The organism is Sphingomonas panni, assembly GCF_022664435.1.
Lineage (GTDB): Bacteria > Pseudomonadota > Alphaproteobacteria > Sphingomonadales > Sphingomonadaceae > Sphingomonas > Sphingomonas panni.
This window is the reverse complement of record NZ_JAKREU010000002.1, coordinates 390,471-406,795: the sequence shown is the minus strand read 5'-3', so window position 1 is coordinate 406,795 and position 16,325 is coordinate 390,471. Positions and strand designations below refer to the sequence as shown.

General features: G+C 67.5%; 20 protein-coding genes. 2 read left to right on the top strand and 18 right to left on the bottom strand.

Going from position 1 to position 16,325, the window contains the following annotated elements; genetic code table 11:
- Positions 1-86: 86 nt before the first annotated feature.
- The 18 genes from MF609_RS06715 to MF609_RS06630 form a co-directional block, all read right to left on the bottom strand.
- Positions 87-1,802, bottom strand: coding sequence for a hypothetical protein (locus MF609_RS06715; protein ID WP_242415525.1), 1,716 nt, complete (start codon positions 1,800-1,802; stop codon positions 87-89).
- 3 nt (positions 1,803-1,805) lie between these two features.
- Positions 1,806-2,891, bottom strand: coding sequence for a gp53-like domain-containing protein (locus MF609_RS06710; RefSeq protein WP_242415523.1), 1,086 nt, complete (start codon positions 2,889-2,891; stop codon positions 1,806-1,808).
- Positions 2,891-3,529, bottom strand: coding sequence for a phage tail protein I (locus MF609_RS06705; RefSeq protein WP_242415522.1), 639 nt, complete (start codon positions 3,527-3,529; stop codon positions 2,891-2,893). The genes MF609_RS06710 and MF609_RS06705 overlap by 1 nt, the downstream gene beginning before the upstream one ends.
- A complete protein-coding gene (locus MF609_RS06700; protein ID WP_242415521.1) occupies positions 3,513-4,406 on the bottom strand; it encodes a baseplate assembly protein in 894 nt (297 codons plus the stop codon). Before MF609_RS06700 ends, MF609_RS06705 begins: the two co-directional genes overlap by 17 nt.
- A 77-nt stretch (positions 4,407-4,483) precedes the next feature.
- Complete coding sequence (locus tag MF609_RS06695) at positions 4,484-5,161, bottom strand: phage virion morphogenesis protein (protein WP_242415520.1); 678 nt, start codon at positions 5,159-5,161, stop codon at positions 4,484-4,486.
- Positions 5,158-5,628, bottom strand: a complete 471-nt coding sequence (locus MF609_RS06690; RefSeq protein WP_242415519.1) for a phage tail protein — start codon at positions 5,626-5,628, stop codon at positions 5,158-5,160. The genes MF609_RS06695 and MF609_RS06690 overlap by 4 nt, the downstream gene beginning before the upstream one ends.
- Positions 5,628-7,358 (bottom strand): hypothetical protein, encoded by a 1,731-nt coding sequence (locus MF609_RS06685; RefSeq protein WP_242415517.1) that lies wholly within the window; start codon positions 7,356-7,358, stop codon positions 5,628-5,630. Before MF609_RS06685 ends, MF609_RS06690 begins: the two co-directional genes overlap by 1 nt.
- Complete coding sequence (locus MF609_RS06680; RefSeq protein ID WP_242415515.1) at positions 7,355-7,672, bottom strand: hypothetical protein; 318 nt, start codon at positions 7,670-7,672, stop codon at positions 7,355-7,357. Before MF609_RS06680 ends, MF609_RS06685 begins: the two co-directional genes overlap by 4 nt.
- Before the next feature lies 1 nt (position 7,673).
- The gene (locus tag MF609_RS06675) at positions 7,674-7,886 is read right to left on the bottom strand and encodes a hypothetical protein (RefSeq protein ID WP_242415513.1); all 213 of its coding nucleotides are present in this window, start codon (positions 7,884-7,886) and stop codon (positions 7,674-7,676) included.
- A gap of 4 nt (positions 7,887-7,890) precedes the next feature.
- Complete coding sequence (locus MF609_RS06670; RefSeq protein ID WP_242415511.1) at positions 7,891-8,388, bottom strand: hypothetical protein; 498 nt, start codon at positions 8,386-8,388, stop codon at positions 7,891-7,893.
- Positions 8,385-8,888: a glycoside hydrolase family protein gene (locus tag MF609_RS06665; RefSeq protein ID WP_242415509.1), complete on the bottom strand. Its 504-nt coding sequence runs from the start codon at positions 8,886-8,888 to the stop codon at positions 8,385-8,387. Before MF609_RS06665 ends, MF609_RS06670 begins: the two co-directional genes overlap by 4 nt.
- Entirely contained in the window at positions 8,885-9,220 is a 336-nt protein-coding gene (locus MF609_RS06660; RefSeq protein ID WP_242415508.1) for a hypothetical protein, read from the bottom strand. The genes MF609_RS06665 and MF609_RS06660 overlap by 4 nt, the downstream gene beginning before the upstream one ends.
- A 1-nt stretch (position 9,221) precedes the next feature.
- Positions 9,222-9,437 (bottom strand): tail protein X, encoded by a 216-nt coding sequence (locus MF609_RS06655; protein ID WP_242415506.1) that lies wholly within the window; start codon positions 9,435-9,437, stop codon positions 9,222-9,224.
- The gene (locus tag MF609_RS06650) at positions 9,437-9,940 is read right to left on the bottom strand and encodes a head completion/stabilization protein (protein WP_242415505.1); all 504 of its coding nucleotides are present in this window, start codon (positions 9,938-9,940) and stop codon (positions 9,437-9,439) included. The genes MF609_RS06655 and MF609_RS06650 overlap by 1 nt, the downstream gene beginning before the upstream one ends.
- Positions 9,937-10,149: a hypothetical protein gene (locus MF609_RS06645; protein ID WP_242415503.1), complete on the bottom strand. Its 213-nt coding sequence runs from the start codon at positions 10,147-10,149 to the stop codon at positions 9,937-9,939. The genes MF609_RS06650 and MF609_RS06645 overlap by 4 nt, the downstream gene beginning before the upstream one ends.
- Before the next feature lie 113 nt (positions 10,150-10,262).
- The gene (gene gpM, locus MF609_RS06640) at positions 10,263-11,033 is read right to left on the bottom strand and encodes a phage terminase small subunit (protein WP_242415502.1); all 771 of its coding nucleotides are present in this window, start codon (positions 11,031-11,033) and stop codon (positions 10,263-10,265) included.
- A gap of 49 nt (positions 11,034-11,082) precedes the next feature.
- On the bottom strand, positions 11,083-12,165 hold the full coding sequence (locus MF609_RS06635) for a phage major capsid protein, P2 family (protein WP_242415501.1): 1,083 nt from the start codon (positions 12,163-12,165) through the stop codon (positions 11,083-11,085).
- Positions 12,166-12,208: 43 nt separating this feature from the next.
- The gene (locus MF609_RS06630; protein WP_242415500.1) at positions 12,209-13,087 is read right to left on the bottom strand and encodes a GPO family capsid scaffolding protein; all 879 of its coding nucleotides are present in this window, start codon (positions 13,085-13,087) and stop codon (positions 12,209-12,211) included.
- Positions 13,088-13,242: 155 nt separating this feature from the next.
- On the opposite strand from MF609_RS06630, the gene MF609_RS06625 reads away from it, so the two are divergent.
- Together MF609_RS06625 and MF609_RS06620 are read left to right on the top strand one after the other, a co-directional pair.
- Entirely contained in the window at positions 13,243-15,066 is a 1,824-nt protein-coding gene (locus MF609_RS06625; RefSeq protein ID WP_242415499.1) for a terminase large subunit domain-containing protein, read from the top strand.
- A complete protein-coding gene (locus MF609_RS06620) occupies positions 15,063-16,106 on the top strand; it encodes a phage portal protein (protein ID WP_242415498.1) in 1,044 nt (347 codons plus the stop codon). Before MF609_RS06625 ends, MF609_RS06620 begins: the two co-directional genes overlap by 4 nt.
- The last annotated feature ends 219 nt before the right edge of the window (positions 16,107-16,325 follow it).

Sequence of the window (16,325 nt, the reverse complement as noted above, 5' to 3'; positions counted from 1 at the left end):
GTCACACTGCGACCATGCGCGCGCGCCGGGACACGTCACGGGGGCGGCAATGGTAGAGACGCACTCTACCATTGCGGATGCATGCCTCATGCAGCCTCGATCAGGTGCCAGTGCAGGCGATAGTCGCTGCCATAGGCGACGCCGGTCACGCGGACGCGGATAAAGCCGTTCTCGATCTCGACCCATGTAATCTCGGGCGCGGCGCGGCCGGGACCATAGCCGTCGGTCAGGCGGCGGATCGACAGCGACAGGTGGACCTTGGCGAGGTTCGTGTAGACCGGGAAGAGATTAACGTAGCTGTGCGCGCCGTCGACCTCGAAGGTCGCGGTGCCGAGCTGCTCATTGCGGGCAACGAAGCCGGCCGGCAGCGCGGGTATGAGGCGGGTGTCCGCGCCGACGCGGACGTCGCCGATCGTCGCCGTCGTCTCCGGCGGACCGGTGACGACGATGGAGCCACCATTCCAGCGGACCCGGCCGCTGCCATAGGTCAGGACGCCGCGACCGATGATGGTGCCCTGCGGATCGCTGCCGGCGACGGCGTGGCATCCTTCGCAGTCGATGACGCTGTCGGTCGCTTCCAGCGCGTTCCCCCCTTCGAGGCGGACGCCGGTCATGGTGCCGATGCAGCCGGACAGCGCGGCGGCGATGTACGTCGTTTTGTACCGACCGCCGCGCACGACGAGGCCGTCGACGCCGAGCCAGCCCGGTGCCGCCGCCAACGCGACGGTGGCGGCCTGTGGTGCCATCTCGATATCGCAGTCGATCAGCTCGATATTGCGCAGGCGGGCGATATTGCCGGTCATGTCGACGCCGGCGGCGGCGATGCCATAGGCGGTGCAGCGCACGAAGCGGATATTCCGCGACCCGACCAGCGGGTGATACCACGACAGGCACGGGATATCGCCGTCGCCATCGGCGGCGTGGCAGTCGGTATAGACGGTGCCGTCCGCGCCCTGCGGTTCGAAATGAATCTGCGAATTGAAGGTGCGGACGCGGGTATTGCTGCTCGACGGCATCGACTGCATGTCGTCGTTGCCGCTGTCATAGACCGCGTAGCCGGTGCAGTTCATCACGACCAGGTCAGTGCGCAGGCAGTCGCGGGCCCCGTTCAGCACCATGCAGCCGTTATAACGATTGGCGCTGCCCATCCCCAAGCCGCGCTTGTTCATGTCGATCGTGCCGCCCTCGATCGCGGCGCGCGATCCGGCGAGCACCACCCCGCCGTTGAGCTTATTGACCATGGCGAAGTCGGGCAGCGCGCGCAGGATGGTGTCGGGCTGCAGCTTCAGCGTCTTGCCGGCCGGCACGATGATCGATTGCCCGATCGGCAGGACGCCGGCGGGCAGGATCACGGTGCGGACGTCGGGCAGCGCCAGCAGGGCGTTGATCGCGACGGCATGTTCATCGCCGCGTGGGGCATAGGTGCGGGTGCTGTCGTTCAACAGGTCGGCCGAGCGGCGTCGCCATGCGCCGGTGGTCAGCGCGATGCCGTCCCCGGCGATGACGTCCGGGTCGGCGGCGCGCGCGCTATGGTCGCCGGGCACCCATGCCCAGAGCGAGCCGTCGTACAGGCTGGTCAGGTCGCTGGGCGACGCGGCTTTCAGCGCGGCGATCGTGGTCCTGGTGTTATTCGACGGGCCGGTCGGGCCGGGATCGCCCCTGTACCAATTTTGCAAGAAAGGCACGATCAGCGCGCGGAACGCCGCCATGGTGACGCGCTTGGTCGCGCCGCCCTGCACGATCGGCAGATGTTCGTCGCCGGTCAGGGCAGTGGCGACGTTGAGGTCGGTGATCTTGGCCAAGGGTCAGAATCCGATCGCAAGCCAGTCGAATCCATCGAGGCCGCCATTGGCGTCGTCGGATTGATACTGGACGGTGAAGCCGGTCGCGTCGGGATCGCCGACGAGCTGGCAGAAATAGTCGTCGCTGGCGTTGGCGCTGGCGATGCGCGGGGTCAGCAGCACGCGGAAGCACCCGTTGGGAAAGCGCTGGGCGAAGTCGATCCGCACGGTGATCTCGCTATTGGCGCGTCCGCGTTGCCCGCCCCACTTCCCAACCAAACCGCCGGGCAGGACGTAGGAGCCGGTCGGCGCTATGACATTGCCGAGGCCGCCGAAGCTGGCCGGGGTGACCGCGACATTGCCGGCGCTGGCGTTGCGCAGCTGCTCTGCCGTGGCGGGCGGGACCGAGATGGTGACGTCGGTGGCGAGCGATTGCCCGCCCAGCGCCAGACCATCGGTATTGATACGCCGGGCGAAGATCGCGGTCACCCGGTCGAGCAGCGGCCGGATCGAGAAGGGCGTCAGGTAGCGGTCGGTGCGGGCGCCGCCGTCGGCCTCCAGCTGGGTCGCGCCGATCAGCAGCCTGGCGATGCGGCGGGCAAGGCCGAGCGGGGTGACGATGCGCGTATCGTCGGTTGCCGCGTCGACTTCCGTTTCGGTCGCGATCTCGGCGACGCCGCGCGACGACTGGGTCGCCGGCGGATAGAGGAAATTGCTGTCGCCGAAGCGGATCACGCCGGCTTCGCCCGCCTGCAGCCGCAGGTCGATCGCCTGCAGATAGGTCGCGACGCGCGCCTTTTCGAAGATCGGGTCGGGCTGGGCATAGACCGCGAACAGCACACCGGTCGCGAGATAAAGGCCGATCGCGCGCACGGTGTAGGTCGCGTCGCTGTCGTCGAGCGCGGTCAGGTGGATGGTGCGGTCATCAACCGCTGCCCCAGAGAGAGTCGACAGCCGCCGGTGTTCGTCGGGCAGCACGGTCAGCGTCGGCGCGGCGACGATCGCGCGTGCGGACAGGCCGAGCTGGGCGATGACGATGGCATTGGTACCCGAGGCAGCGCGCAGCGCGGCGATGCCGGCATCGGTGAGGGTGAGGACAAGCGGCGGCATCAATGCTCCAGCAACTGACCGGTTTGCGTTTCGAATGGCTCGCCCTGTTCGGTCTGCAGCAGGCGGGCCCAGATATCGCCGGTATCGTGGACGCTAGCGGCATCGAGGCGGGCGAAGCCGGCGGTGCTACCAGCGCCCAGCAGCTCGGCGATGCCGAGGGACGCCGCGCGCTGGACCAGCGTGCCGTGGCTGCGCGCCGGCTTCACGCGCGCGACCTCTTCTACGATCCGCTCGGCAAATGCGGCGGTCGCGCGGGTGCCGCCGGCGCTGCCGATGGGCAGGATCATGTCGAAGGTGTGCGGCGTACCGCGCGGTGTCGTCTGGTGCCATTCGACCAGCGTCAGCAGATCGTCGAAATCGGCGAGGACCGCCTCGACCGAGGCCGGCGTGCCCTTGCGCCGCTGATCGGCGATGGCGCTGGCGACGGCGGCGCGCTTGGTCGCCTCGCTCCAGTCGGCGTCCCACCGGTCGATCGACAGGTGCCACGCGAGGAAGGGCAGCACGGTGGCGTCGATCGCCGTCGGGTCCATCAGCGTCGCGACGGGCGTCTCGATCGCCGCCATGCGGGCAAGCGCGCGCTCCACCGCGCGTTCGAAGCGGGTCGCATTGGGCGGAAGGAGGCTAGGCGTATCCGGCATGGATCACCGTGATCGCGGTGCAGTGCGCCGCCTTCGTGCTATCGGGTACGATATCGACCCAGCCCGGTAGCTCGACCCGCTCGACACCGGCGACCTGCAACGCGCCGGCGACGCCGCTGCGCCGGATCGCGCGGCCGAGCTTGCGGCTTTCGGCAATATAGGCGTTGAGCGTGGCGCGACCGGCGGAGAGGACGAGGGCGGCGTCGGGGCCGGAGAAGGTCCACACCCGCGCATCGATCGCGAAGGGCAGGATGGTGGCCGACTGGACGGTGACCGCGTCGGTCAAGGGCCGCACCGATTTGTCGTCGACCTGCGCGCGGACCTTGTCGAGCAGCGCGGCCGGCGCGGTGCCGTCACCCTGCGCCGACAGGATCGTCACGACGACTTCACCGGGGGCGGGGGTGACGACGCTGGCGTCGGCGACGTCGCCATCGGCGCGGCGGGCGAAGGCGACATAGGCCAGCACTGGCCCTGCGACCGAGAAGCTTTCGGGGGCAAGGACGATGCGCTGCCGAAAGGCTTCGTCGCCCTCCATCACGGCGGCGGTGCCCGTGACCGGATCGGCGGGGGTCAGGATCAGGCGGGGCAGGCCGACGAGCGCGCCCAGATGGTCGAGATGCGCGCCGGTGGCGAAGGCCAGCAGCAGCTGGCGCGCCGCGTCGTTGAATTCGGCGCGCATCAGCATGATGCGATAGGCGGCGGCCTGCAGCAGCATGACGATCGGTTCGCTGTCGAGCGTCGCGTCGAAGTCGGGGAATTGGGCCTGCACGTCGGTGACCAGGTCGGCGACGATCGCGTCGAATCCGGGCTGGGCGACCAGCGGCGGCGGCGGCAGGCGCGACAGGTCGACGGGGGTGGAGGCGGTGGCAAGGTCCATCGCCGGCCATGTCGGCCGCGCGGTGTGGGAGCGGCTAGGGTGGCGCAATGGTAGAGACGCACTCTACCATTGCCGGATCAGGAAACGCCGTCGACCAGCGACGACATGAAGGCTTCTGCGACCATCGCCCGGTCGGCCTCGGTCAGGTCCAGCAGGCGGCGGCGGGCATAGCGTACCGGCTTGGCCTTGAGCGCCGGCTTGTCGACCAGGCCGTCCTGGTGAATGCGCGCCACGCGCGCGGCCTGTCCGGTGAAGCCGATCCATGCCTCGCGATCGGTCGCGCCTTCCTTCAGGTGGCGGGGCGACAGCAGCTTGCGGAACATCGCCTTCCGCCGGATATGCCCTTTCCGGCGCAGGCGGCCGGCACCTGCATTGTCCTGACCTTCGTCGAGCGGGAGCCAGCGGTCGACCTGGTCGCGGTGGAAGGAGCGGATCGCGCCGACCTTGATATCGAAGCCGGTCATCAGCGGGCCGTCGAGCGTCCAGCTTTTCATGTAGACTTCGCGGGGATTGGGATCGCCCTTGGGGTACAGGAAATGGACCGCGCGATTGCCGCGCACCGGCTCCGGCCGCTTCCGGCGGGGGGCGAAGCCGCTGCCGTCAGGATTCTGCTGGCGCTCGATCCGCGCGCGCTGGCCGGCGCGGACCTTCTTCGCGACGCTGCGCAGGAGCTGGCCGCGGGCCGGGGCGTCGAGATTGCGCAGCAGCGCCGCCGCCAGCGATTCGATCTGCAGCAGGTCGTCGCCCTCGCTCATGCGGGCACGATTATCATGCCGTCATCGAGCAGGCCCTGTACGAGCGACACGCCGCAGACGCCGGGGAAGGCGTCGGCGAGGACCGGCTCGGGGACGTGGGTCGCCTTGAACGCCGACTTCCCGGTGCGTTCGACCAGGACCAGTTCGGACAGGTCCAGATCGATCGACACGTCGGCGGTATCGGCGTCGAGCAGCTCGCTTTCGAAGGTGAAGGGCTCATTGGGCGCGCGGTCGAGCAGGTCGGGCTGCTGTTCCGCGATCCATGCGAGGATCGGGATCATGAGCGCGTCGACCGATCCGGTATAGCCCTGCACGACCAGCGACAGGGTATAGTGATATTTGAAGGTGAGGTTCGCGCCGCGCCGGCATTCGATCCGCCCGCGATCGATGAAGGTAGCGAGCTTTTCGGTCTGGCCGACCAGCGCGGTGGCGTAAAGCAGCTGGCGGAGGGTCTCTGGCTTTTGCATCAGCTCTTCACCGCCGCGATCTGCGGCTTCACCGCCGCGACGATCGCCGCCATCTCATCATGTACCGACGCTTCGGGATGGGTGCCGTCGCTGGTCGGGCTGCTGGCGACGGCACTGCCGGCGGCGTGGGCATAGGTCGGCGACATGCTGGCGGTGAGCGTGACGGTATGGGTGCTGCCATTGGACGACACCGACTGGATCGCACCCCGCATTTCCATGCTGGCGGTGCCCGGCTCGAAGATCAGGATCGTGCCGGGGATCGGCGCGGTCGCGGCAGAGATTGTCACCTGTGTCACGCCGGTCCCGGCGGCCAGCGCGTTGACCAGCGTCCCGCCGCCCGCCCGCGTGAAGGCGGTGCGCTTCCATACCGGGGCACCGTCGAAGGACGATCCCGTCACAGGGCGAAGCTCCTGCTGGGCCGGGCGCAGGTCGACCGCCAGAGCGAGCGGCGCGGGACGGCTCATGATGTAATCGTTGAGCCATTGCAGGGCGATGCCGGCGGTGTACGGGCGCGGCTCCTGCCCCTCCAGCGTCGCATAATTCGTCGACGCGCCGTGGGTCACGCGCGCCGTCACTGTCGACTGGATGATCGGAATCGTCGGGAAGGTGGTCGCCAGAAAGGCCCACCATGCATCGGCCCGCGCCTTCAACAGCGCGAAGGCTTCCTCCGGCGTGGTCGGGCTGCTGATCCCCGAGAAGTCATTGCGCAGGCCCTGCGACCAGATGTGGGTCATCGGCCAGCGCCCGCCATTCATGTCCCGGATCGCGGCGAGGACGGCATAGCGCTGCGAGAAGCGCAGGCTCCCCGGCGTCACGTCCATGAAGTCCTCCATGGATGCACCGTGGTGGCCTAGATGGCCGATACCGAAGGCCCCGCCGTTGCTCGGGTCGGCCAGTCCCTTGGCGATGCCGCCGACGATCTGGGCGGCGGTCGGGATGTAATCGTTCTGCTGGGTGATGCTGTCGCCCAGCAGCAGGATCGACGGCGTGCCGGCATGGGGGCGCATCGTCGCGTGCGGCTTCCACCCGCGCGCCGCGTCGGGAGCGCTGCCCCCGATCACGCCGCCATTGGCCGCCGCCGGCACGCCCGCCGCGCTATTGCGGCGACGATATTCGCCGACGGCCGCGCTGGCAGTCCACCCGGTCGCGCGCTTGCCGCCGGCCGGGGTGGTGATCGAGACACGCTCGAAGCCACCGGGGAAGGCCGGGCGCGGATCGGTCAGGGCGAAACCGCCATCGGGCATCGCCACCGACGTCTGTCCGCCGAAGGTCGCCTGGGCGCGCGTCCCGCCGCCCGACGCGGCGGTGAAGGTCACGGCATAGTCGATGACATTGGCGTTGCCCGGCAGCACTTCGCGCGCGGTCGGCCCCGCACTGACGACGCTGTTGAACCCGAAGTTCAGGAACAGTGTCCGCCAGCCCTCGGGCTGGGCGGTCAGGAAATTGTCCGCCACGTCATTCACATACCCGGACGCGGGCGCATACGCGACCGTCGTGCTGCCATTGCCCACCGTGCGATAGGGCGACGCACCGAAGACGATATCGCCCGTTTTGGGGCGGAAGGACCGCACATAGGATAGCGCCGAGGCGATGCCATCGGCCAGACTGACGGCCCCGCCGATCGCGGCGCGCACCTCGGCATCGGTCATGCCGCGCGACATCAGCGCGCGGGCCATCGCGGTGGCGGTCAGGGGCGAGCCGCCGCCCTGGATCAGGCTGCGGATGGTCATTGTGCGAAGCGCCATTTGAAGGTGCCGCTGGTGCGGGCGGTCACCCGGAAGCGGTAGAAGATGCCGGCCTCCGGTTCGTCGATCACGATCCGGTCGGGGGCGGTGAATTCTCGCGGCGATCCATCGGCGAGGCAGACGGGAATCCACGTCGTGCCATTATCGAAGGTCTGCTCCAGTCGGCCGGTGCCGACGAAATCGCCGGTGACGGCAAAGGCGAAGCGCCCACGCATGAAGGTGCCGGGCGATGCGCCGACCGCTGCAAGCGTGCCTTCCTTCACCTCAGCGATTTCGACGCCCTGGCTGGTCTTTCCCATGTCAGATTTCCTTGCAGGCGCTGGCGTCGTGCCAGCGGATCAGGCGCAGCAGCTGGTCGCGGGCGTCGCGCAGGGCGGTCGCCATGCGGATCGTCGCGGCGCGGACGGCGGCGGGCATCGTCGCCTCGGCATCGGCGGGATAGCCGACCGGCGCGACCGGGCAGCGCAGCAGCTCGGCCGGGGGCGTGTCGCGGATCTCGACGGCGACCGGCACCGACCTAGCGACGGGCGGCCGGAGCGCGCAGCCCGGCAAGGTCATTAAGAGCAGCGAACCAATCGCCATCGACGCGATCGGTGGGGGTAGCTTTCGCATCGGCGGCTTCCATTCTCTGGGTGGCTGCACGCGCGGCCTCAGCGGCGGCGCGGGCATGGGCGGCATCGGACTGGGTACGGGCGTCGCGGTCGCGCATCGCCGCCGCCAGCTTGTCGGCGGTCATGCGGTCGGTGTCGGTACGGAAGGCGGCGAGATCGGCGATCGTCGCCTTGCAGCGCTGGCCGGTGGCGAATTTCACCCGCTTGCCATCGACCGTTTCGATCGAGGCGGCATAGGTGCTGCCGGCCGCAGCGCAGGCGACCTCCGCCCAATGCAGCGCGCGGTCGCGCTCGCCGGTCACCCGTGACCACTGGACGTAGAGGAAGGCGGCGGCGGCACCGACTGCGATCAGGGTCAGCCATTGGCGGTCCAGGCCGAGGGCGTCGAGGATGCGGCGGATCATCGCGCGTCCTTTCCGGTGCGCATCATCGCCGACAGGCGCTGCGCGCGCGCTCCGACCTGTCGCGCCCATAGCGACTTCAGCATATTTGCGGCGGCGTCCTCATATTCCCGACGCTCGACCATGCGCAGCGTATTGCGGAAGCCGACCAGGCCATTGATGCCCAGATTGAAGCACATATTGAGCAGGACGCGCTGCCGGACGTCATCGAGCGACCGCCACCAGGGCAGGCGGCGGTCGAGATCGCGCTCGCACCCGACGATGTCATTGGCGAAGAGCGATTCCGCCTGCCGCTTCGTGACGCCATGGCGCTTCACATGGGCCAGCGCCTGGGTGGGAGTGTCGCAGCCGAAGAGCCGCGCCTCGCTGCCACTGATACCGACATCGTCCAGATTGCGGCCGATGCCGATGGTGAGCTTGGCCGCCGCGCAGCGATACGTCGTCAGCCGCAGCCCTTCGTCGCGGGTCAGCTCGGCTACGAGCTTGTGCATCGAATAGGTCACTTGCCGCCTCCGACGATGCGGTCGCGGATCAGGCCGGGTACCGACACCAGCGCGTCAATGACGGCACTGGCGAAGCGCGGGGTAGCGCGGAAGGCGATCATGCCGGCGGTGAAGACGATGCCGTCGACCACGAAGGTATGCAGGTCGAACAGGCCGACGATCGCGCCGCGCGCGAAATAAGAGACGACCGTGCCGACCGTGAACTGGGTGAATTTCTCGGTCCAGGTCAGTCCCTTTTCATAGGCGAGGCTGACCGCCGCGCCCATCGCGCCGGGGGCGAGGCCTGCCAGCAAGGCGAGCAGAATGTCGAGGATGTCGAGCAGCTTGCTCATGTCAGTCCCAAATCTGGAGGAGCGGGCGGGTGGCCGGTGCCGCCGCGGCGGCATCGGGGATGATGATGGCGGTGCCGACGGGCAGGACCGCGCCGAGCGCGGCGAGGCCAGGATTGGCGGCGAGGACGGTGCCGATCGCCTCCGGTCCCAAGCCCCGGTCGCGGTGCAGGATCAGATCGATGGTATCGCCCTGGCGCGCGGTGACGGTGTCAGCCATCACAGCAGCTCGACATCGGTGCGCGTGCGACCGAGGATGTCGCGGATGGCGTGGACCGCGTCGCGGTGCAGCTCGCCGATCGTCGGATCGAGCGCGCCGGCGTCGCGGTCACCGCCGGCGGTGGTGTCGAGGTCGCGGTGCCGCTCGATCAGCTCGACCTTGGTCAGCGCGCCAACGGCGCGGTGAAAGGCGATGACCAGGCGGCTGACGCCGTCGATCTTCTTGGCCGGTACGTCGGCAAGGCTGGCATGCCCGGCCGCTTCCCATGCCGCCGCCTGCGCGCCGAGCTGGTTGTCGATCGAGAGCAGCGCTGCGCGCACCGCATCGCGCAGCCGTTCGGGTGTGACGACCTGTCGCGTGCCGATGCGTTGATCGAGCCGAAGGCGGTCGAGATTGACGGCGGGATACCAGTCGGCCGCGATCTCACCGTCAACCGATGTCGACGGTTCGGGAATGACCGAGCCGAGGCAAGCGCCGCCGCCGATGGTTCCGAAGCCGCTCATGCGCCGCCGATCGCGCTGGCGGCGGCGATGAAGGTCAGCAGACCGAAGGCGGCGGTGCCGATCGCGAGGGGCTCGAGGTCGGCGGGTGCGATGCCGAGGTCGGTCGACCAGCGGGGATGGTCCGCCGCGACGATCGCGCCGCCCAAGGTCAGCAGTGCGCCGACCAGCAGCGCGGCGGACAGGGCGAAGAGAAGGGCGGCGTGGGTCACGGGGCGGGCTTTCGAAAAATTCGGGGGTGGAGACCGGAGGAGCGTGGCCCACAGCCCGAAGGCCCTCCCACGTCTTGCGACCTGCCCCCGAGACGCCGGGGGGCGAGCTGGTGTCAGCCGCTGGAACCGGCGAGATCGGGCTTGGCGGCGGCGAGACGCTTCTCGACGGCCTTGATGGTGGTCTTCACGCCGACGCGGTCGTGCAGGGCTTGGGCGGCCTTCATCGCGGTCAGCGAGCGGACGAAGAGCGGAGTGGCGTCGGCGCCGGCACCCGATGCGGTCTGGGCGGTGCGGTCCAGCTCGAAGCCAATCGCCTTCAGCAGCTTGGCGCGGACCTCATCGTGCATGTCGTCGTCGGCGGTCAGCGCCTCCACCTGTTCGAGAATGGCGAGGTCGAAGGGCCCGTCGGCGGCCTGCGCCTTGATCGCGGCCTCGGCGATTTCCTCGACGATCAATGTCGCGGCGTCGCGGGCGTAGCGCTGCGGCATCGCGACCTTGTGCGCTAGCACATGCTCGATCAGCGGCATCGCGCCGGCGAAGTCGCCGACGTCGATCGACCAGACCATGACGGTCGGCAGCACGTCGCCAGACACGCCCGCGCCAGCGGCCTGCGCGCCCGACAGCAGCCCGGCGACCCAGTCGGCATATTCGGGCAGCATCTCGCGCTTCGCCGCGATCTTGTGCGCGATCGATTTGATCTCCTTCAGCCGGCGCAGGTCGTGGGTGAGGCGCGCGCCGATCTGCGCGGCGGCGGTCGCGGCTGCGCGGTCAGACGATTGGGGGGCCACCGCCGGCGAACCGGCGGTGGCGACGTCGCCGTCATGCGCAACAATCGCGGATTGTGCGGCCAGGACGCGTGCCTGAATGCGAAGAGCGAGGCTCATTGCGATGTTCCGATGACGACGAAGGGGAGGACGTGCGGGGCGGAGCCGGTTAGGGCTTCTTGCCCAGCACGATGTTCTCGACGAACGCGACCTGGTCGTAATCCTCGACCACGTAGCTTTCGTTCAGCGACTGATAGTCGGCGATCTGCTCGTATTCCGGCTCATCGACGATCTGCCGGCGGCGCGTGCCCGCCTGCGCGTAGCGCGACAGGTTATCGAGCCGGGTGATGAGCAGGGCGTTCGCCGGAAAGAACGGCACCATCACCGCCGTCTTGCCGCCGACCTGCTTGGGCAGGGTCAGGATGCGGTTGCGCGCCTCCACCTCGGTCGGGGTGTTGCCCGCCGAATTGATGAAATTCGCGAAGTGCGCGTGCACCAGGTTGCGACCGCAGATCACGACGAGGTCGGTATCGTCACGATGCCATTCGGCGAGCAGCTCGGTAGCATCGAACACCAGTGCGTCGAGGTTGACATAGTCGACGTCGACACCGGGCGTACCGGCGGCAACGTACACCTTGCCCGGCGCCGTGACGAGGCCGGTCCCGTTGCGGGTTTCGGGTGCCAGATCGCCACCGGCCATATGCTGGGTCGGCGCGAACGTGCGGATTTTGTAGAGCCAACCGTAATTGACGTCCTGCAGGAGCGAGTACGTGACGACGTCGGTGTTCGCGGCGCAGGCGACGCCGTTCCACCCGATCATGATGATGTCGCGGCCCTGCTGCTTCGTGATGACGTCGCGCACCAGCGTCTGGAATTCGGGACGATGGCGCCACTGGTCGAGGCGGGCGTATTTGATGGCGACGTCGCTATGCGTGATCTCGCAGCGATATTTGCCCTTGTCGCCGGTGTCCGTCGGGTCCGTCGGCGTGCGGCGCTTGCCGGTCTTGCTGTCGGTCTGGGTGCGGCTCGCGATCGGGCGGGTAACGCCCACGCCGACCTTCTGCCCTTCCTGGGCATCGACAGTGATGAAGTTGATCCGCTGCAGAAATTCGCTCGACTGCTGGACGTTTTCTTCCAGCTTCTGTTCGACCACGGGCGCGACCGAGAACGAGACGGTGGCGTCGGCAACGCCGTTGAGCAACGCTACCTGGGCGGTCAGCGCGTTGAAGAGGGGGCGGGTGTCGTTGTGCATGGGGTTTTCCTGTGCGGCGTGTCGGGGGCGGGGCGGGGGTCGATCAGCAGTCGGTCAGCACCGCGCCGTTGTGACCCGTGGCGGCCTTGCGCTGGAAGCTGTTCGGGGCTTCGGTGGTTTCGACCTGCTGCTTGAGCGCCGACAGGTCGGTCTGGATCGAGGCGACCGTGTTGTTCAGCGGCGTGAACGCGACGGCGATCGCCTGCGTCATCGTCTCGCCGAACTGGCTCGCGAACTGGGCGAAGTTGTCATTCGCCGGTTCCTTCCCACCGGCGCCGCCGGTCGGTGCGGGCGGCGTGGAAGGCGTTTCGGCCGGCTTGTCTTCACCCTTGGCGAACTTGGCGGCGAACCCGTCGAACATCGCCTTCATCGAACTGAAAACCCCGGTCGGGTCGCTTACGTCATCGAGCGCGATGTCGGCTTCGAGCGCGGCGGAAAAGACGTTCGCCTTGTCCTGCTTGCGCGAATGAAACGGGTTCGCGTCGCCCTTGCCGGCGGCGAATTCCAGCATCTCGGTACCGAGCGACGCGGGATTGTCGGTGACGGCCAAGCCGACCAGACCGGCCTTGCCGCTGCCGCCCATGTTCGGCGTAATTTCGCAGGAGGTGAACAGCTTCTGCTTGGCGCGGTTAACGGCGAGCAGCTGGTCGTTCGGCTCCAGCGATGCGAGCAGGGCGAGCCGCTTTTCCTTCTTGCCGGCGACGTCGATCTCGATCTCTTCGGTCTTCAGCGCGTCGACCACGCCGTACGAATTGAACGGCGGCTCGGGGCTGTAGCCGCGGATATGCTCGCAGTTGATCGAGGCGGTGTAGCTGGCGCGGTTATAGCCGGCCGCCATCTGTTCGATCCATGCGCGCTCGATCACGCGGCCGTCGGTGGTGCCGCCCTCGACGGCGATGCGGAAAAAGCGGGTCTTGGCCATGGGGTGCGGTCCTCGGGGGTCAAATGCCGGGCGGGCGATGACCGCCACAGGGGCGGAAGGCGGGCCGCATCTCAAGCGAGCGCAATGGTAGAGTGCGTCTCTACCATTGCCGGTGGCTCCGGGGCGGGGGGCGGACGTGGCTAGGGTCGCCGCCGATGGAACCCGCCACCGCCCCCTTTCTGCGCAATCCGCTGACGCTGCCGATCGAGGACCGGCGGCGCGCCGCGCGCAGCCTGTATTGGCGCGGGTGGGAGGTCAGCCAGATCGCCGAGGAACTGGAGGTGGCACGCACCACCGTCCAGTCGTGGAAGGATCGCGGCAAGTGGGACGATGTGCCCAGCATCCGGCGCCTGGAGGACTGCCTCGAAGCGCGGTGGATGATGCTCATCGCCAAGGACAAGAAGACGCCGGTCGATTTCAAGGAAATCGATCTGCTGGGTCGACAGGTCGCGGCGCTGGCGAAGGTCCGGCGCTACGAGGAGCCGGGCGGACACGGAGGCGACCTGAACGAGCGGGTGGCGAACCGCAATTCCGGTCCGCGCAAGGAAAAGGCGAAGTCGAACCACTTCACCGCCGAACAGGCGGCCGAGCTCAAGGCGATCTTCCTCGATCAGCTGTTCGGCTATCAGGAAACGTGGTGGGCGAACCTGTCGCGCCGCACCCGCATGATCCTGAAGTCGCGCCAGATCGGGGCGACCTATTATTTTGCGTTCGAAGCGCTGATTGATGCGATCGAGAGCGGTCGCAACCAAATTTTCCTGTCCGCTTCTAAGGCGCAGGCGCATCAATTCCGCAACTACATCGTAGGTTTTGCCAAGCTGGTCGGGGTCGACCTGAAGGGCGACCCGATGCTGATTACCAGCGCGTTACGCCCAGAGGGCGAGGCGGCGGCGGAGCTGCACTTCCTCGGCACCAATTTTCGCACGGCACAGGGCCGGTCGGGCAACTTCTATTTCGACGAGTTCTTCTGGGTCCACGGGTTCGAGGAGCTGAACAAAGTCGCCTCGGGCATGGCGACGCACAAGCACTGGCGAAAGACCTATTTCTCAACACCGTCGACCGTCGCGCATCTTGCCTATCCCTACTGGACCGGCGAGCGGCGCAACCGGCGCAAGGCGAAGGCCGACCGGATCGAGATCGATGTCAGCCATGCCGCGCTGAAGGAAGGTCGGCTGTGCGAGGATGCGGTCTGGCGCCAGATCGTCACCGTCCACGACGCGATCGAGAAGGGGTTCGACCTGGTCGACCTCGACGAGCTGCAGGACGAATATGCCGAGGACGAGTTCGCCAACCTGTTCGGGTGCGTGTTCGTCGACGACAGCCTGAGCGCCTTCCGGTTCAACGACCTGGTAGCGCTCGGCTGCGACAGCCTGGTCGAATGGACCGACTTCGATCCCGAGGCGGCGCGGCCCTATGGCAACCGTGCGGTGTGGGCGGGCTATGACCCGCAGAACAGCGAGGACGGCGACAATGCCGCGCTGGTCATCATGGCACCGCCGGTCACGCCGGGCGGCAAGTTCCGCATTCTCGAACGCCATCAACTGCGCGGGCTGGATTTCGAGCAGCAGGCCGAGTTCATCAAGGCGGTGCTGTCGCGCTACACCGTGACGTACCTCGGCATCGACGCGACCGGTGTCGGTGCTGGCGTCCATCAGCTTCTGGCCAAACCAGACAGCGGTATCGGCGGCGTCACAAAGATCGAATATTCGCTCGAAGTGAAGGCGGCGATGGTCATGAAGGCGCAGAACATCGTGCGCCGTGGGCGCTTGGCGTTCGACAGCCTGTACATGGACGTCGTCTCTTCGTTCATTTCGATCAAGAAGACGATCACCACCAGCGGTCGCAACGTTACCTTCAAGGCCGGGCGCGGTGGGCAGGACGGCCATGCCGATATCGCCTGGGCGGCGATGCACATCCTCATCAACGAGCCGCTCGACGGCAAGGAAAGGCCGAAGGGCTCCATGGAGATCATCGAATGAGCAGGCGTACCCAGCGGATGAGCGCGCGTCAGGCGCGGGCCGCGCCGGCCGGCGCGATCGTGCCGGCGAACGATCGCGGGACGGCCATCGAGGCGTTCAGCTTCGGCGATCCCGAGCCGGTCCTCGACCGGTCGTTGCTGCTCGACATGCTGGAATGTCCGCACAACAACCGCTGGTACGAACCGCCGGTGTCGCGGCAGGGCCTCGCTCGGGCGTTCCGGGTGTCGCCGCATCATTCGTCGGCGATTATCTTCAAGCGCAACCAGCTGCTCGGCGCGTTCCGGCCGAGCCAGTGGCTGTCGCGCGATACCTTCACCAAGCTGGTGCAGGACTATCTGGTGTTCGGCGACTGTTTCGCGGTGAAGGTCCGCAACATCGCCGGTGCCACGATGCGGCTCGACTATACGCCGGCGAAATACACCCGGCGCGGGGTCGAGGCGGGGCGGTGGTTCTATGTCCCCGGATCGACGCAGGAACAGGAATTCGAGCGCGGATCGGTGATCCAGTTGATGCAGCCGGACGTCAATCAGGAGCTGTACGGCGTGCCCGAATATATGTCGGCGCTGCAGGCCGCGCTGCTGAATGAGGCAGCGACCCTGTTCCGCCGGCGCTACTATCTCAACGGCGCGCACGCCGGCTACATCATGTACGCCACCGGCGACATCGATGTCGCCGACACCGACAAGCTGAAAGCGGCGATGAAGGCCGCCAAGGGACCGGGCAACTTCCGGTCGATGTTCGTCCACGCGCCCAACGGCAAGGAACAGTCGATCCGGATCATCCCGATCGCGGAAGCCGCGGCTAAGGACGAATTCCTCGGCATCAAGTCCGCCTCGGCCGCCGACGTCATGGCAGCACATCGCGTGCCGCCGCAGCTGCTCGGCATCGTGCCGGCGCAAGGATCCGCGTTCGGTAATCCGGTCGACGCTGTCGCGATGTTCGAACGCAACGAAATTCGGCCGCTTATGAAGGTATTTCTCGACATCAACGATCGCCTCGGCATGCCGGCGGTCGTGTTCGAGGAGGAGCAGCCAAAGTAGGCCGGCGGTAGTGAGCAAGGGAGTGCCAAACGCCCGCCGGCCACGGCGTAGAACAACCGCAAAAGCAACATGCCATTAATTTAATGTTAAGCAACGCCTATTCGAGGCAATGCTTCAGTTTGAGACGAAATATTGAAATTCCCGCGTGGCCGATCGGCCGGCGGGGGTGACCGGATGGCAGTCCGGCCAACCGACGAGACCCAGCTCGCCACGACCACA

Bases quoted from the DNA above. Each gene is read 5' to 3' on its own strand.
- MF609_RS06670 (WP_242415511.1), bottom strand. From the start codon at position 8,388: ATGATCCGCCGCATCCTCGACGCCCTCGGCCTGGACCGCCAATGGCTG.
- MF609_RS06635 (WP_242415501.1), bottom strand. From the start codon at position 12,165: ATGCACAACGACACCCGCCCCCTCTTCAACGCGCTGACCGCCCAGGTA.
- MF609_RS06700 (WP_242415521.1), bottom strand. From the start codon at position 4,406: ATGGACCTTGCCACCGCCTCCACCCCCGTCGACCTGTCGCGCCTGCCG.
- MF609_RS06680 (WP_242415515.1), bottom strand. From the start codon at position 7,672: ATGGGAAAGACCAGCCAGGGCGTCGAAATCGCTGAGGTGAAGGAAGGC.
- MF609_RS06695 (WP_242415520.1), bottom strand. From the start codon at position 5,161: ATGAGCGAGGGCGACGACCTGCTGCAGATCGAATCGCTGGCGGCGGCG.
- gpM (WP_242415502.1), bottom strand. From the start codon at position 11,033: ATGAGCCTCGCTCTTCGCATTCAGGCACGCGTCCTGGCCGCACAATCC.
- MF609_RS06660 (WP_242415508.1), bottom strand. From the start codon at position 9,220: ATGAGCAAGCTGCTCGACATCCTCGACATTCTGCTCGCCTTGCTGGCA.
- MF609_RS06710 (WP_242415523.1), bottom strand. From the start codon at position 2,891: ATGCCGCCGCTTGTCCTCACCCTCACCGATGCCGGCATCGCCGCGCTG.
- MF609_RS06705 (WP_242415522.1), bottom strand. From the start codon at position 3,529: ATGCCGGATACGCCTAGCCTCCTTCCGCCCAATGCGACCCGCTTCGAA.
- MF609_RS06630 (WP_242415500.1), bottom strand. From the start codon at position 13,087: ATGGCCAAGACCCGCTTTTTCCGCATCGCCGTCGAGGGCGGCACCACC.
- MF609_RS06685 (WP_242415517.1), bottom strand. From the start codon at position 7,358: ATGACCATCCGCAGCCTGATCCAGGGCGGCGGCTCGCCCCTGACCGCC.
- MF609_RS06690 (WP_242415519.1), bottom strand. From the start codon at position 5,628: ATGCAAAAGCCAGAGACCCTCCGCCAGCTGCTTTACGCCACCGCGCTG.
- MF609_RS06620 (WP_242415498.1), top strand. From the start codon at position 15,063: ATGAGCAGGCGTACCCAGCGGATGAGCGCGCGTCAGGCGCGGGCCGCG.
- MF609_RS06650 (WP_242415505.1), bottom strand. From the start codon at position 9,940: ATGAGCGGCTTCGGAACCATCGGCGGCGGCGCTTGCCTCGGCTCGGTC.
- MF609_RS06625 (WP_242415499.1), top strand. From the start codon at position 13,243: ATGGAACCCGCCACCGCCCCCTTTCTGCGCAATCCGCTGACGCTGCCG.
- MF609_RS06655 (WP_242415506.1), bottom strand. From the start codon at position 9,437: ATGGCTGACACCGTCACCGCGCGCCAGGGCGATACCATCGATCTGATC.